At 47.7% G+C, this 15577-nt stretch carries 15 protein-coding genes; 3 read left to right on the top strand and 12 right to left on the bottom strand.

Annotation, left to right across the window (positions count from 1 at the left end; translation table 11 throughout):
- The first annotated feature begins 40 nt into the window (after positions 1-40).
- The 3 genes from HKD28_RS08465 to HKD28_RS08455 are packed head-to-tail and all read left to right on the top strand — an operon-like array spanning position 41 to position 2454.
- Entirely contained in the window at positions 41-1021 is a 981-nt protein-coding gene (locus HKD28_RS08465; RefSeq protein WP_194262283.1) for an AEC family transporter, read from the top strand.
- A complete protein-coding gene (locus HKD28_RS08460) occupies positions 1018-1491 on the top strand; it encodes a low molecular weight protein-tyrosine-phosphatase (RefSeq protein ID WP_194267923.1) in 474 nt (157 codons plus the stop codon). The genes HKD28_RS08465 and HKD28_RS08460 overlap by 4 nt, the downstream gene beginning before the upstream one ends.
- A 30-nt stretch (positions 1492-1521) precedes the next feature.
- On the top strand, positions 1522-2454 hold the full coding sequence (locus tag HKD28_RS08455) for a 2-hydroxyacid dehydrogenase (RefSeq protein WP_194267922.1): 933 nt from the start codon (positions 1522-1524) through the stop codon (positions 2452-2454).
- A 2-nt stretch (positions 2455-2456) separates the two neighbouring features.
- Here HKD28_RS08455 and HKD28_RS08450 read toward each other — a convergent pair whose 3' ends face one another.
- The 12 genes from HKD28_RS08450 to eda form a co-directional block, all read right to left on the bottom strand.
- A complete protein-coding gene (locus HKD28_RS08450) occupies positions 2457-3215 on the bottom strand; it encodes an NAD kinase (protein WP_194268021.1) in 759 nt (252 codons plus the stop codon).
- A gap of 990 nt (positions 3216-4205) precedes the next feature.
- Entirely contained in the window at positions 4206-6299 is a 2094-nt protein-coding gene (gene flhA / locus HKD28_RS08445; protein WP_235993391.1) for a flagellar biosynthesis protein FlhA, read from the bottom strand.
- Positions 6300-6380: 81 nt separating this feature from the next.
- A complete protein-coding gene (gene fliN / locus HKD28_RS08440; protein WP_194262279.1) occupies positions 6381-6704 on the bottom strand; it encodes a flagellar motor switch protein FliN in 324 nt (107 codons plus the stop codon).
- A complete protein-coding gene (locus tag HKD28_RS08435; protein ID WP_194267920.1) occupies positions 6688-7344 on the bottom strand; it encodes a hypothetical protein in 657 nt (218 codons plus the stop codon). The genes fliN and HKD28_RS08435 overlap by 17 nt, the downstream gene beginning before the upstream one ends.
- On the bottom strand, positions 7344-8357 hold the full coding sequence (locus HKD28_RS08430; protein ID WP_456305524.1) for a flagellar motor switch protein FliG: 1014 nt from the start codon (positions 8355-8357) through the stop codon (positions 7344-7346). The genes HKD28_RS08435 and HKD28_RS08430 overlap by 1 nt, the downstream gene beginning before the upstream one ends.
- Positions 8354-10033 (bottom strand): flagellar basal-body MS-ring/collar protein FliF, encoded by a 1680-nt coding sequence (fliF, locus tag HKD28_RS08425; protein ID WP_194267919.1) that lies wholly within the window; start codon positions 10031-10033, stop codon positions 8354-8356. The genes HKD28_RS08430 and fliF overlap by 4 nt, the downstream gene beginning before the upstream one ends.
- Before the next feature lie 176 nt (positions 10034-10209).
- A complete protein-coding gene (locus HKD28_RS08420; protein WP_194267918.1) occupies positions 10210-10944 on the bottom strand; it encodes a flagellar hook assembly protein FlgD in 735 nt (244 codons plus the stop codon).
- A gap of 16 nt (positions 10945-10960) precedes the next feature.
- Positions 10961-12214, bottom strand: coding sequence for a flagellar hook-length control protein FliK (locus HKD28_RS08415; protein ID WP_194267917.1), 1254 nt, complete (start codon positions 12212-12214; stop codon positions 10961-10963).
- A gap of 137 nt (positions 12215-12351) precedes the next feature.
- A complete protein-coding gene (locus HKD28_RS08410) occupies positions 12352-12702 on the bottom strand; it encodes a hypothetical protein (protein ID WP_194267916.1) in 351 nt (116 codons plus the stop codon).
- Positions 12699-14276 carry a bifunctional phosphoribosylaminoimidazolecarboxamide formyltransferase/IMP cyclohydrolase gene (gene purH, locus HKD28_RS08405; RefSeq protein WP_194267915.1) on the bottom strand — a complete coding sequence of 526 codons (1578 nt, stop codon included), beginning with the start codon at positions 14274-14276 and terminating at the stop codon, positions 12699-12701. The genes HKD28_RS08410 and purH overlap by 4 nt, the downstream gene beginning before the upstream one ends.
- Positions 14273-14836, bottom strand: coding sequence for a metal-dependent hydrolase (locus HKD28_RS08400; RefSeq protein WP_194267914.1), 564 nt, complete (start codon positions 14834-14836; stop codon positions 14273-14275). The genes purH and HKD28_RS08400 overlap by 4 nt, the downstream gene beginning before the upstream one ends.
- Before the next feature lie 108 nt (positions 14837-14944).
- Entirely contained in the window at positions 14945-15568 is a 624-nt protein-coding gene (eda, locus tag HKD28_RS08395) for a bifunctional 4-hydroxy-2-oxoglutarate aldolase/2-dehydro-3-deoxy-phosphogluconate aldolase (protein WP_194267913.1), read from the bottom strand.
- Positions 15569-15577: the final 9 nt, after the last annotated feature.

Genomic DNA, 15577 nt, shown 5'->3' with positions numbered 1-15577 from the left:
GATCTTTTCCTGACCGGATTTCTGTTTTTATGGGTCATTTATGACGAATTCGCCTGCCCTGCTGCTGACGATCGTTCAGTCCATTCTCCCGATTCTCGTGACATTGGGCTTTGGCTATTTCGCGGCATACAGAAAAGATTTTGACGCCCAGCAGGCAGGTGTTCTCACACGTCTGGTCATGCTGTATGCGCTCCCTCTGGAGTTGCTGGTTTCCATCCTGAGTACGCCGCGCGGTCAGGTTCTGGCTGCAGGGCCAGTCGCGGCGCTCATCCTGCTGGCCATGATTGGTGGCTATGGGTTGATCTTTGCCATCCTGCGCGGCCTGCTCAAACGCCGCCTTGGAGAAGCAGCACTGATCGCGATGACCATCACCGGTCCGTCCGTTCCCTTCATTGGTATTCCTGTTCTGGGCCAGATTTTTGGTCCCGCGAGTTCCGTGCCGATTTCGATCGCATCTTTGGCGATGAATCTGGTGCAGCTCCCGATCACATTGATCCTGATGGGGCATGATCGTGGCACAAATCACCGCGTCGGAAATAACAACCAGTCGCGTAGTGACGTCCGCGAATTGTTTGGACATCTAATCCATTCCTGCCGCGAACCTGTGGTCTGGGTGCCCATGATGGCGCTTGTTCTGGTCAGCGCAGGTGCGTTCCTGCCGCAGTTCCTCAAAGGCTCTCTCCAGCTTCTTGGACGGGCGACAGGCGGTGCGGCGCTCTTTGCCTCAGGTGTGGTTCTTTTCACCCGCCAGGTGAAGTTCAGTCCTCTTGTCGGTGTCATTGTCAGTGTCCGGAACGTTGTCATTCCCGGTATCATCTATGCCTTGGCCCGCGCATGGCATCTGCCCTTACCTGCGCTTCAGGAGAGTGTCCTGACGATGGCCATTCCTAGCGCATCCATCAATGTTATCCTTGCCATGCGATATCATGTTCTGGAACGTGAAATTGCATCCGTTCTGTTCTTCGGAACGTTATCCTCCATCTTCACCATGGCATTTTTCATTTGGCTAACAGGCGCATGAGCAGTTTCCTTTTTGTCTGCACAGGCAATATCTGTCGATCTCCTCTGGCCGAACTGGCCATGCGCCGGGAAGCGCGCGAACGAGGGCTGGAACTGGATATTGATTCTGCCGCTACCGGACGGTGGAATCTGGGCGAAGCACCGGACCCACGCGCATGCGTCATCGCGTCCCGACAAGGTCTGGACGCTTCAACACTCCGCTCACGTCTTGTCACGGTAGATGATTTCAGCCGCTTTGATCATATCATCGCTCTGGATCGCTCCCATCTGACAGTCCTTAAGAAAATGCAGCCCCGCGCTTCAAAATCGCATCTTTCGCTCATGCTGGATCATATTCCGACCCGCATGGGACAGGACGTTATTGATCCCTATTATGGACCTGACGAAGGCTTCGTCAGAACATGGGAAGACGTTGAGGCTGCCTGTGCCGCGCTCGCAAACGCAACTCTCGGACGACGCACCAAAGAGTGACGCCCCCATAAATCAGTAATGGAGAACTTCATGTCATCCAGGCCCGGCATTCTGACGATTGATCCCATTCTTCCATTCATGAGAGAACGGCTGGAGCAATCTTTTGAACTCCATCCCTACACCACACCCGAAGATCTACAGCGCTTCGCTCCGAGCATCCGCGGCATCACGACTGGAGGCGCCTCCGGAGTTCCAGCCGAAATCATGAACGCGCTGCCCAATCTGGAGGTCATTTCGGTCAATGGCGTAGGCACCGATCGCATTGACCTGCAGGAAGCAAAACGCCGGAATATCCGCGTTGCGACAACCCAGAATACCCTGACAGAAGATGTGGCCGATATGGCCGTGGTCCTGATGATGACCGTTATGCGGGATGTCGTGAATAATGACCGCTTCGTTCGGGCGGGGAGCTGGCCTCATTCTCCCCTCCCCCTAAGCCGCAGTCTGACAAAAAAACGGGTCGGGATTGCAGGGTTCGGTCACATAGGACAGGCCATTGCCAAGCGTATCTCAGCTTTTGGTATGGAGATTGCCTATTTCAACTCTCATGCAAAGCCTGACGTGCCCTACCGCTTCGAGCCTGACCTGAAAAGTTTGGCAGAATGGTGCGATGTCCTGATACTCGCAGTGTCTGGAGGAGTGCGCTCCGCACACATGATCGATAACGATATCCTGACAGCGCTGGGAAAAGGCGGTTTTTTGATCAATATTGCCCGGGGTACAGTCGTGGACGAAAAGGCCCTTCTGGAGGCCTTGAAAGAAAAGCGCATCGCTGGTGCAGGACTGGACGTTTTTCAGAATGAACCTGACATAAACCCGGCTTTTTTCGCGCTCACGAATACCGTTCTGCAAGCTCATCAGGCATCAGCAACAATCGAAACCAGAACAGCCATGGGCAATCTGGTTGTGAATAATGTGATTGCCTATTTCACCGACGGAACACTCCTCACTCCCGTCGTGTAAGCTTATGCCACGAACTGTTCGGCAATAATCCGCTCCGAAAGGCCATGATCCGGATCGAACAGGATCGTGGCTTTTCGGGTGCGGTCTTCACGCACCACAACTTCTGCCACATCACGAATTTCCGTAAAGTCCGCTACGGCTGCTGTCGCTCTCTTCTCCGTATCCAGAAGCGTCAGCTTCACCACAGCACTGGAGGGCAAAAGTGCCCCTCTCCAGCGACGAGGACGAAAAGCGGAGATTGGCGTTAAAGGAAGAATATTGGAGCTCAAAGGAACAATAGGTCCATGAGCTGAAAGATTATACGCTGTAGACCCCGCCGGAGTGGAAACAATAATTCCATCACAAATCAGTTCTTCAAGACGCACCCGACCGTCAATTTCAATTTTTATCCGAGATGTTTGTCTCGTTTGCCTGAAAAGAAAAACGTCATTGAACGCCAATGCGCTCCTGACGATGCCCGTGGAAGTCGTCGCCGTCATATGCAATGGATGAAGAACCGAGGGCTGGGCATTTTCTAAACGACGCAAAAGATCCACCTCATTAGCGGCATTCATCAAAAAACCAACCGTGCCGTAATTCATACCGTAGATGGCAGTCCGGCTGTCCAGAACCTTGTGAAGCGCTTCAAGCATAAATCCATCCCCCCCCAGACAAACGACAAAATCTGCGTTCTGAAGCGGGGCATTCCCATACTTCTGTGAAAGGCGCTCTAAAGCTAGCTGGGCAGAATCACTAGGAGACGCAACAAAATGAATTTTCATAATTGACGTCATATCAATCCAAATGCCGCAAAAAAACACTTTCGTATTAATAAGCAGTTTAACAGATTCCCGCCCTCTAGCAGAGGAAGAGATATGATGACCGCACACTTCCTTGAGAAAAACATTCAACGCTCAGGCTAAGGCCGCATTGATTTTAGAAAACTGATTGAGACTCGGTGAAAAGACTGAAGACAAACGGCCTGTAATGGCTAGGGGAGAACCAGAAGGACCATCTACGGCCCTTTCCCTCAAGCGTCGCGACAGACCGCACGTTGATGATTAGTAAGTGTTACGCGGGATCATCTTTGTTAATCCGAACGGCCACTCTGGTGTGTGATGTTCGCCGGAGATACGTTCAACCTAAGACGCCTAACAATCGCTAGAAGCGGTAGATGATACAAATATCCTTCTGCGGATGATAGGAGGTCGTCTGACTGCCGTCCCAGGTTTTCAAACAGTCAAAGACCGATGATGATTGACGCAACCAATCTGAAAGCGCACTGCACGATTTCAAGCCTGTGGGTAAAGAGAAGGGTGAGGCCGCCTGATTGGGAACACAAAAGGCAGCATGAACAGCAACTTTCACACCATTACCGATGCAAAAGGCCGTCCTTTGATCTTATTCATGACCTCAGGCCAGATTAGTGATTATATCGAAGCCACTGTTCGGCTGAATGATTCGCTGCACGCCCAATGGCTATAAGCTATAACGTCGACTGGTTCAGGGACCCTTGCAAGGAAAAAGGAGGGCGAGATCAAGTCTGCATTCCGGACCGAAAATCCCATAACAGAGCCGTCAAATAAGACAAGCGCGACTAAAAACGGCTCGACCGTATAGAGATCATGTTCAGACACATCAAGGACTTGGCACCGCGTTGCGTCCAGCTACAACAAGCTCTCAACAGACTTTTTCGCAACTATTGCACTTCCTACCACCATTATCTTCCAATTCTAATCAGTAAAATCTCGAATTTAATAGAGTGAAAAATATTACGATATCAATCCAATATTGATTATTTTAATTCTTGGAAAAATCTCCTCTTGAGATAACACACTTATAGAAGGTTGAACGCGCTCTACTATTCTTCTTAGCGGAAGACGAAGATTACGAGAAGTCAATATAACTGGAATAACTCCTTCCCTAGAAGAAGATTCGATAGAATACTTTAAAACTGAAACAAATTTTTGCATTTGAGAAGGAGAAAAATTAATTTGCTTTTCTTCAGTCGAATTAGACAAACTTTCATAAGCAGAAAGCTCCCATTCGGGACTAAGAGTCAAAATTGGGATACACCCCTGAGCATTAATCATCGAAGAACTAATTTGACGAGCCAGTCTAATGCGAACATGTGCAACCAATGAGGTAACCGTTTTGAAACCTAAACTATATCCCTCCTGAACCGCCTCCAAAATCCCTGTTAAATCTCTGATAGAAACTTTCTCATCAAGAAGGGACTGTAGTATTCTTTGTAAAATTCCTACAGAAACCTGCGACGGAATCAAATCTACAACCAACTTCTGCTGGTCTCTAGGCATACCATCCAATAATTTCTGTGTTTCTGCGTATGACAAAAGCTCGGCCATATTTTCTTTAACTAACTCAGTTAAATGAGTAATAATAACACTAGCCGGATCTACAACGGTATATCCACGTACTATGGCATTTTCACGCAAATTCTGATCTATCCATAATGCTGGGAGACCAAAGGCAGGTTCTCTAGTTTTTTCGCCCTCAATATTAGGCTCCCCCCCCTGAGGATTCATGGCCAGAAGCTTGTTAAGCCTAACTTCCCCTCGTCCCACTTCAATTTCTTTGATACAAATTGAATAACAATCAGGCGGCAAAATTAAGTTATCTTGAATACGAACCGGCGGCAGTACAAACCCCATATCACTAGCAATTGTTCTGCGTAGCACTTTAATTTTTTCAGTCAGACGAGCAGCATCTCCATTTGCTACGGCCAACAAGTTAAATCCTAATTCTAGTCTCAACAAGTCAACCTTAAGACTATCCGAAATTGGCGCATCAGTGGGAATATTATTTTCAGGGACCGCGATTGAATCACCTTCATCATCTTTATTAGAAATTGGTGCATAATGCCTGAAACAAGCTGCCGCAGCAGATAAAACAGCTAGAAAAAAAAACGGGAAAGTTGGCAGTCCGGGCATCATACCTAAAACCAAAGAACAACCGGCCGCTAAAGCAAGTGGCTTAGGATTTCCTCCCAGTTGCCTCACTAACGCAACATCTGCCCCTCCTTCAGTTCCTCCTTTTGTAACAACAATACCCGAAGCTGTAGAGACTAAAAGGGCTGGTATCTGAGAGACAAGCCCATCACCTATCGTTAGTGTTGTAAACGCTGTCGCCGCATCTGAGATCGACATCCCATGACGAACAATACCTATTGTTAACCCGCCAATGATATTAATTGCTGTTATTATTAAGCTAGCGATCGCATCTCCACGTACGAACTTTGCTGCTCCATCCATTGCACCATAAAATCCACTTTCTTCTTCAAGTTCTTTTCGTTTTTTTCTAGCAATAACATCGTTAATTGTCCCAGAAGATAATTCTGCGTCAATAGCCATTTGTTTGCCGGGCATTGAATCCAAAGAAAACCTAGCCGCAACTTCAGCAATTCTCCCAGATCCTTTAGTAATAACCATAAAATTAACAACTAAAAGTATGGAAAATAATATAGCCCCGATAACTACATCGCCCCCCATAAGAAAGCCACCGAACGCTGCAACAACATGACCTGCAGCATAAGCCCCCAGATAACCGTGACTCAAGATTAAACGCGTTGTTGCGACTTCCAAAGAAAGGCGCAGCAGTGTTGTTAGCAATAATAAAGTTGGAAAAGATGTAAAATCTAAAGGCCTATTCAGAAACAAGGCTACCATCAAAATTAATATGGATAACGTAACGGAGAGAGATAGTCCGATATCCAGAATGAATGTAGGAAGTGGCAAGACAAGTATTGAAAGCAATGCCGCCACTAAGAGCGCAAGCCCCACATCAGATCCAGGGGAAAACCTCTTGATCGATGAACCATTCGAAGAAAAATTAAATGACTTCAGCATTCCTTCCATGGCAGAAGAAAAACTATTATAAATACCATTCATTTCTCTTCTTAGTCTCCCAACAATACAATAATATAAATACTATTTTTCAGACTTTACGATTTCAGTCATTGTAACTCCCAGGCGCGTTTCATCGACCATGACAACCTCTCCTCTTGCTATCAAACGATTATTAACCAGTATATCTATGGGATCGCCAATTTTGCGATCCAACTCAACAACAGCCCCACGTCCTAGCCTGAGTAGCTTATTTATAGGCATTGCAGCTCTACCCAAGACTACACTAACGGCAACCGGAACGTCGTAAATCGCTTCTAAATCATTAGGGAATTTAACCTCAAAACTATCGGAAGATAAAAAATCTTCTTTCTCGAGATCGAAATCGTCTTTATCTTTCTCTAGCATTTTCTTCCTTTCGCTCCTTATTAAAACATAATATCTCAGAAATTATTTTTTCTATATATTTACTGGAATTCCGAGATAATGATCCCGTATCCCAAACAATACTGAATTCCCCATTTTTCATTGCCTCGTCAATGTTAAGGTTTATTGTTTCTTTGAAAGATTCTGGTACCAATTCTTCTATTTTAAAGAAAAATTGTTTAGAACAGCTTAAATTTACATAAGAATTTTTATTTATAAATGGGTATATTTTTTGGAAAATTATTTCAGAATCTTTTTCTCCATATTTTTCATATAAGTTAGGAAATAAATTTGCAATACAAGATATTATCGCGAATGATATTTCTTTAGAAATTTGTTTTTTTTGTTCTAAAATTTCTTTTTCCATAGAATGGAAAACGTTCAATAATGATTCTATAAAATCTTTTTCTATGTTATTATTCTTTTTTTCTTCTTTTATTCCATTCCGGAAACCATCTTCATAGTATTTATCTAAACACGATTTTGAAAATAACTCTTCTTTTTCTATATTTGAAGAATCTTCAGGCATTTTTATTATTATCTTTTCAATAGAGGCTTTTTCAAAATCCTCAGAATACAAAATTCCTATTTTTTTTTGCTCTGCCAATGTTTTCCTAGTCATCAAACAATCATCTCATTTTCTGGTTTTTCTTGATCTATCAGATCAATTTCTCCGCGATCAACTAAGTCTTTAGCGATAATGAGAATTTCATTTTGAGCTATATCGACATCCTTTACCCGCACAGGCCCCAAATCTTCAATTTCATCCAATAGGATACGTCCTGCACGATCAGACATCGCCCCCAGAAACGCTTGGCGCAACCTATCACTTGCTCCTTTAAGTGCTAATGGCAGGCTCTCACGAGGAAGCTGGTTCAACAGGGTGATCAAACCTTCTCCAGAAAGATTCACCAACTCTTCGAAGGTAAACATAAGACTCTTAATTTGTTCGGCATCGATTTGACTCCTCTCTTCCAAAGCCGACATAAATCTATTTTCGAGTCTTCTATCAAAATTATTAAATATATCAGCTAAAACTTCATGGCTATTACGATTTATTCCTCTCGGAATATTAGAAATAAACTCTGATCGCAAAGTTTTTTCTATACTTTGAATTACGTTTTTTTGTACTGTTTCTGTTTTTAACATTCTCATCATAATATCTAATGAAAATTCTTCAGGAAAAAGTGCCAATACTTTAGCTGCATGAGAAGATTTAATCCGGCTTAGAATAACAGCCACTGTTTGTGGATATTCATTTTTTAAATAATTTGCGAGCACTGATTCTGATACATTCCCCAACTTATCCCACATCGTGCGCCCTGCAGGACCCCGAATTTCTTCCATGATTGCGGCAGCTCTGCTGGCGGGCAGTGCGTTTTTAAGAAGCTTTTCTGTGCTTTCAAGATCCCCAACCACTCCTTCAGCCGAGCCTAATCCTTGACTAAATTCATGGCATATTTTTTCTACGAGATTGGATGATACAATACCTAATTGAGCCATTGCAGAAGAAACTTCTCTGATTTCTTCCTCATGCATTTGTTCAAACAACTTAGAACAATTTTCTTCACCTAAGGCCATCATCAAGATGGCTGCTTTTTGTACACCTGAGATATTTTTTTCCATATCCATTATCTCGATGCTCCTTCCTGAGATGGAATCAACCATCCTCTTACCAAAGAAATACTTTCAGAAGGGTGAGTTTCTATAAGATCTATAACTTTTTGTACGGAAGAAGCCCTAATTTTTCCCTGCACACCGTTGACAAATACAGTATCTTCATCAATTAAATTCGCTCCCTTATTAGAAACTTCAAGCATTGGAATTTTTTGTATTTCAGATTGATTATCGGACAAATAAATTGAATTTTGAGACGATAAAGACATTGGTTGAATTGACTCAGAAGAATTTGATGAATTAAATAACTTATTAGAATTATTATTAGATACAGGCTTCAATAATGGGCGGACAACAAAAAACAAAACCATTGCAAGGCATATCGCAAACAATGAGAATCTTACAGCTTCCATTTGATTTGAACGGCTGAAAAATTTACTCCAATCCGAATTTACGGGCCGCATTTCAGCTTCTATATTACTAAATTTCATGGACATGACCGTTACCACATCCCCTCTAGCCTGGTCGAAACCAACGGCACTTTTAGTTAAAGCTGTTAAACGGTTCAATTCTTCTTCATTACGCGGCTGCCAAGAAGAATGACCCTTTCCATCCGACTGACTAATGCCGTCCACCATCACTGCCATGCTGATGCGTGCAATACGCGGTTGGTCCTGCACTAAAGTACGAACAGTCTTACTTATTTCATAGTTATTTGTTTGCTCTTGTCGATTGCTTTGACTTCCATTTTGCTGCTGACCCGCATTTGCGTTCGGAAGATTATTCGAAACCGTTGTATTACTAGAACCTTGAGTATTGATATTTTTTTCTGTTTTAGTTTGCTGAGAACGTAAAACCTGCTGATCAGGATCGTAATTTTCTTGCGTTTCACGAACATGATCATTGTTCATCGTAATATTTGCTTCTACACGCACATGTCCTGGACCCAAGGACGCTCCCAGTAAGTCCTCAACTTCATGTGCGATACGTTGCTCAATTATCTGGCGTTGTTCTTCCAAGGACTCGCCACCGTTCGCGCTTCCTTCTCCCTGTTTAAGAAGGACATGGCCACGGTTATCTATCAATGAAATATTATGAGCATCCAACCCCGGAACCGCTGCCGCGACAAGATTGACTACTGCGGCGATATTTTCCTCATCGAGTCTACGCCCCCCATCCATGGAGAGAAGCACGCTTGCTTGCGCGCTCTGCTCATCTGTTGAAAAAAGCTCTCTATGACGAAGCACAAGGTGCACTCTTGCATTCTGTACCCCGTGAATCAGGCGAATAGATCTCTCTAATTCTCCTTCTAGCGCCCGAGTTTCATTGATAGTTTGTTCAAATTGAGTTGCAGTGAAGCTGTTACCCTTATCAAAGATCTCGTATCCAACGGAACCTCCAGACGGCAAACCGCCTTTAGCCAAAAGTAATCTAGCACGGGCCACATCATCGTCAGGTACCATGATTGTACTACCCTGATCCTGAAGACGGTATTTAATGTGAGCTTTTGAAAGCTGATCTACAATTTCACCAGCTTCATGAGGTTCCAAATCTCGATACAAAAGGCCATTCGTGGCGTTGACACCGTGCAGGACTAAAACCCCCAGCAGGACAAGCATTGAGACGCCAACACCACCAAGAGCAGCCAGACGTGGGAGACCGAGCTGTTTGAGGTTTGCCAGAAGAGCTTTCACTGATTGCTCTCTTTCCGGTTTTTCAGAGAATCGAGACCGCTGCGATTCCCGTCAGAAAAACCTCTCTGTCCTGCCCACATACTCACTTATCCCTGAAAAACTTACTTTTGATGAACTCCATTGTGGAACAAAAAGCTTAATACATGACTAACAAGCGGCCTCACCGCCCCTCGAAATCAGGTGCTTGAAAATCCGGTCAGATCGCTCATGTTAATGGTCGCGCTTCCCATATCAATATTCACTCCCGAAGTTCCTTTTGAAACACCGGTAACAGTTCCTGTAACCGTTGTCGGAAGAGCAACAGTGGTTCCGTCCGTAGAATTTCCCTCTACAGCCACAGTATAAGCTCCATTGTTTAACTGCGTGCCACTGTTGTTTTTACCGTCCCATGTCCATGTATTCGTTCCAACCGAGGCATCGACTGTCTCTGATTTGACGACGGTTCCTGTACTGTCAGTTATCGCAATCGCCACATCACCAGCCTGAGGGGCTGTAAATGACAACGACGCGCTCCCGCTTTGTAATGGCAGGCTGGACGTGCTTGCCGTAGTTGTTTTTCCGATAAGGCTGACAGCTGAAGCCATCTGATTATCCTGGGTGGCCGAAATCAAGCTCGTCAGGTTTGTATTGGTTTCGACCTGCTGCTGCACCCCGGCGAATTGGGCTAATTCAGCTGTGAATGAGTCCGTACTTGTTGGATTACTGGGATCTTGATGCTGCAATTGTGTCGTAAGAAGCGTGAGAAACTGATTAAAGTTTCCGCCTAAAGAAGACAACGAAGAACTACTTGAGCTGCTTGTTGTGGTATTCGAAGCTGCTGCAGCATTTGTTGCCGCATTGCTTTTCGCAGCGCTTATTGCCTGGCTTAAAAGAGAAGTAGTTCCAGTTGTTGTTCCAACTGAAGTAACCATGGATTTAATCCTATTTTCAAACAGTGAGATCGACAACGCCTCGGAGAAAACGCCGTTCAGTGACAGATGTTGAGGATACGGGCGTACTACCCCGTGAATTACCAGACGAGCGGTTACGCCCCTCTTGACGCTCGTCACGCGACGACATGTCAAGAGAGGATGGTACCGAAAGGCTGATCTGGATATCTGCTTTCGCTATGGAGTGCGTTCCAGAAACAGGAATCGAATTATCAGTTAAAGCTGCAATCAGTTTACTATGATCGTCTTTGAGAGACTGATAGACTTCTGGATTATCTGTGTTGATATGAATTCGATGTTCTTTACCATCAGACCCATCAATTTCCACGTGTATTTTTTCACTCCCACCGACGTTCATTTCGATATGAGTGGTTGTTTTTCCATTATTTTCTTGTTGATAAAGCAGCGTATTTTGATTGTCTCGCCGAGAAATTTTTTCGTCTTCGTCAGCGGATGCAGTTTTGTTTTCTGCATTCATTTCGGATGGAGCTTCCTCCAATGCTTCAGAAACTACTTTTTCGGAAGATACATCCTTTGAATCAATGGAAGAAATATTTTTAGATATAAAATCTTCTTTTAATTCTGTAATTTTTTCCAAGTTTTTAACAGAAATATTTTCTTTTATATCATTTTTTTCAAATGAAGATTTCTCAATAATGAATTCTGAATCATAATTATTTGATGAATTTGTATTTTCTTTAGGAAAATCTGCTTCACCAACACTCACAGATGTCGCATCAGGATTGGATACTAGGTTATTATCAATAACCTCAGTTTGTTCAGATTTTACTGAATTTTTTTGCGTGATTTTCTGATTTTCATTAGGCGCGTACTTACTATCAACATCCCTCGAAACTGACTGAAGTGTTTTTCCTTGAATTTTATTGCCTTGTGTCTGTTCTTTACCACTTCCTGAAACTGCTTTTTGCCCGACAGGCAGAGCTGCTTTTTTGGGAGCAGTCATCTGCTTGGTGGGGAGAGTATGGTCTTCCGATTGTGGGACTACTTTTCTCGGCACCCTGGAATCCAGTGTAGGCAGACTTTTCGAAGGCTGCTTTGCAGTTTGACCTTGGGATTCAAAAGGTTCTGTTTTTGCAGGCTGCGGTTTAACAGTTGAAGCATTCTGTCGGGTCTCAGAATGCTTAGGCATTTCCGGATGCACGTAGCTTTCCAGAAAATCGTGAAACCGCTCATTGGAAGCCAGTTGCGCCTCAGGTGCAACGTCAACGCGCCTGAGGCCAGTGGTCGTCATAACTGCGGATGTCGTGACATGTGACAAGAACTTGTGCCTCCGGATCCGCCAGCATCGGTCAATCCGGAAAATCATTGCACAAGAAGCGTAAAGAAAGCGTTTAACAACTGCCCGACACTACATCCAAACGTGGGCGATCAGGGATGGATCGTGTCGTATCCTGGCGAGCCTGGAAAGGCTCCTCTTGGGATCGCCGGCGTGCTTGGGCAGATGGGTGGATTACCATCGAGGGCCAGAGCCTGAACGGTATGCGTTGCCTTTGCAACCAGTCCCCTAACGGCCAGTTTCTGGTTCAGGTGAATATGCGCCAGAAACTCTGAGGGCAGGATGACAGCCGTACCGTCGCTGAGCTGCACGCCGGTGGGCGTAATGTTGGCGACAGTCCCCTTGGTCACCGGAAGTGGCGTCATATCATAGACACAAGGGGCAGCTTCCGCTGCAGAAAAGGACAGAGCCAGAACCAGGCTGGCGCAAGCGAGCTTTTTCAATGTCTGAAATGCCTCATGCCGGTGAATACCATGGCGATCCCGGCTGCGTCTGCCGCATCGATCACCTCCTGATCGCGAATGGAGCCACCTGGCTGAATGACAGCCACGGCACCCGCCGCAACGACGCTCTCAAGACCATCCGCGAAGGGGAAGAACGCATCTGAAGCTGCAACCGATCCGATTGTCAGCGGAGCATGCTCTCCGGATTCCTTTGCCGCATCTTCGCTCTTTCGGGCGGCAATGCGCGCGCTGTCTACACGTGACATCTGCCCGGCACCGATGCCGACCGTGGCGCCATTGCGGACGTAAATGACGGCGTTTGATTTCACATGCTTTGCGACGCGGAACGCGAACAGCAGATCCTTCATTTCCTGATCCGTCGGCGCACGCTTGGTGACGACCTTGAGATCGGATTGCGTCACCCGGCCTGCATCACGGCTCTGGGCCAGAAAACCACCAGAGACGGAACGAAACGACAGCCCCTCGGCCGTCGGATCGGGCACACCCTGCGTGAGCAGCAGACGCAGATTCTTTTTCTTTGCAAGGACCTCAATGGCCTCCGCATCGGCATCGGGAGCCACGATCACTTCCGTGAAGATCTTGCTGATCCTCTGAGCCGTTGCGCCATCCAGCATCCGGTTGAGGGCGACGATACCGCCGAAAGCCGAAACGGGGTCGCAGCGCAGAGCCGCAATCCAGGCCTGCTCCAGCGTTGCGGCAGAGGCCACGCCGCACGGATTGGCATGTTTGACGATGACCACAGTCGGTTCGTCAAACTCGGCGACCGCCTCGAACGCTGCGTCCGTGTCGTTGATGTTGTTATAGCTCAGCGCCTTGCCCTGAAGCTGTCGTGCGCTCGCCACGCCGGGGCGCTGGCTACCGTCACGATAAAAGGCCGCATTCTGATGCGGGTTTTCGCCGTAACGCAACAGATCATCCCGTGTCCCGCTCAGAGTCAGAACAGGCGGTAGAATCTCGCCTGCCTGTTTGGCAAACCAGCGGGAGATCATGCTGTCATAGGCCGCTGTATGAGCATAAGCGGAGGCCGCGTAGCTGCGCCGTTCGACCAGCACCGTCCCGCCCTGCTCCAGCGATGCGATGACCGCTGCATATTGCTGCGGATCCGTCAGGATTGCGACGTGATCGAAGTTCTTGGCAGCCGCACGGATCATGGCGGGGCCACCGATATCGATATTTTCGATGCAGTCTTCGTCACCGGCCCCCGATGCGACGGTTGCAGCGAACGGATAGAGGTTCACACAGACCAGATCGATCGGAGCAATGTCATGCTTTGCCATCTGCGCGACATGATCGGCCAGATCGCGACGACCGAGAATACCGCCATGGACCTGAGGCACGAGGGTTTTGACCCGCCCGTCCAGAATTTCCGGAAAACCGGTATGGTCCGAGACATCCTTGACTCTCAGACCAGCGTCACGAAGAGCCTTGGCGGACCCCCCGGTCGAAAGCAGTTCCGCACCGTGGGCGGCGAGCGCACGCCCCAGTTCGATCAGTCCCGTTTTGTCAGAAACGGAGAGAAGGGCACGGCGGACGGGGAGTCGGGTCTGTGTCATGATGAGAATGAAATATCCTTCAAAACATGTCCGCGCAACCGCGAGTGATGTGCAGATGGAGGGACATGGCCCGGAACAGGGCCATTACCGAAAAATCCTGCCCAGCCCAGAAGGCAGAGGATGGGCACAAGAAGCATGATTTCCCCGATGCCGCCAGTCCGGACATAAGGCCAGAGCGAAAGTCGCGAACGGCTGAGAGGGGCGAAGACCTGGCACCCTCCTGTCGGAAGGTCGGCAGCAATATGCGTCGCGGCTCCCAACAGCAGGGCACCCCATGGTCCGCGAAGACTCTCAGAGCCCAGCAGGCCGTTCAGGACGGCCGCAGCCACGAGCAGCATCAGGCCCGAATGCGTCAGGCCACGATGGCCAAAGGCTTTTGCCAGAAAGCGGGAAAGGATCTTCACCCGACTCCCGAGCATGGAGCGCTCGGTATCAATGTCAGGCAGAAGACTACCCAGCAGGCCCGTGCAGACGGAAAGTGGCTCAGGGGACAGCACATGCCAGCGCATGGCACACAACACGGCAAAGCCGCCGATCAATAAATGGGAACGTCCAGTCACGCGCCCTTATGATCTGGTTCAGGCCGTCCCGCAAACCATTTGTTCATAAAACGTTCACGGGAAGCCGCAGCATAACACTGCCCCCGTGAACCGTTTATTGGCGCGCGTTCAGACCTTCAAGAGGGCCGCGGCCGTTGCGCGCTGACGGATGTTGTCCGCATCGAACGCGCCCGCCGTCACCCAGGAGCCACCGACGCAGGAAACGGTCGGAAGGGCCAGCCAGTCCGGGGCGCTCTCTTCCGTAATGCCGCCCGTCGGGCAGAAACGGACATTGCTGCCGAAAACACTGGCAAGGCTCTTCAGCGCGGGAATGCCGCCATTCGTCACAGCCGGGAAGAACTTGAAGCGCGACAGGCCCAGATCGAGACCGCGCATAATGTCACCCGCATTGGCGACACCCGGCAGGAACGGAACATCGTGCTCGACGGAAGCCTTGACGAGCGCCTCGGTCAGGCCGGGGCTAACGATGAAACGCGCGCCCGCTTTCACGGCACGGTCCATATCGGACGGGTTCAGAACGGTGCCCGCACCGACGAGGGCACCCGGCACCTTAGACATTTCTTCGATGACTTCGAGCGCACAGGGCGTCCGCAGCGTGACTTCCAGCGTGGACAGGCCACCCGCCACCAGAGCCTCGGCCATCGGACGGGCCTGCGCCACATCATTGACCACCAGCACCGGCATGACCGGACAGCGGCTCATGACGGCATCAAGTTTGGCAGTATCGATCATGAGAAATCT

Source organism: Gluconobacter cadivus (assembly GCF_015244745.1).
Lineage (GTDB): Bacteria > Pseudomonadota > Alphaproteobacteria > Acetobacterales > Acetobacteraceae > Gluconobacter > Gluconobacter cadivus.
This window is presented reverse-complemented; position numbering and strand designations above follow the sequence as displayed.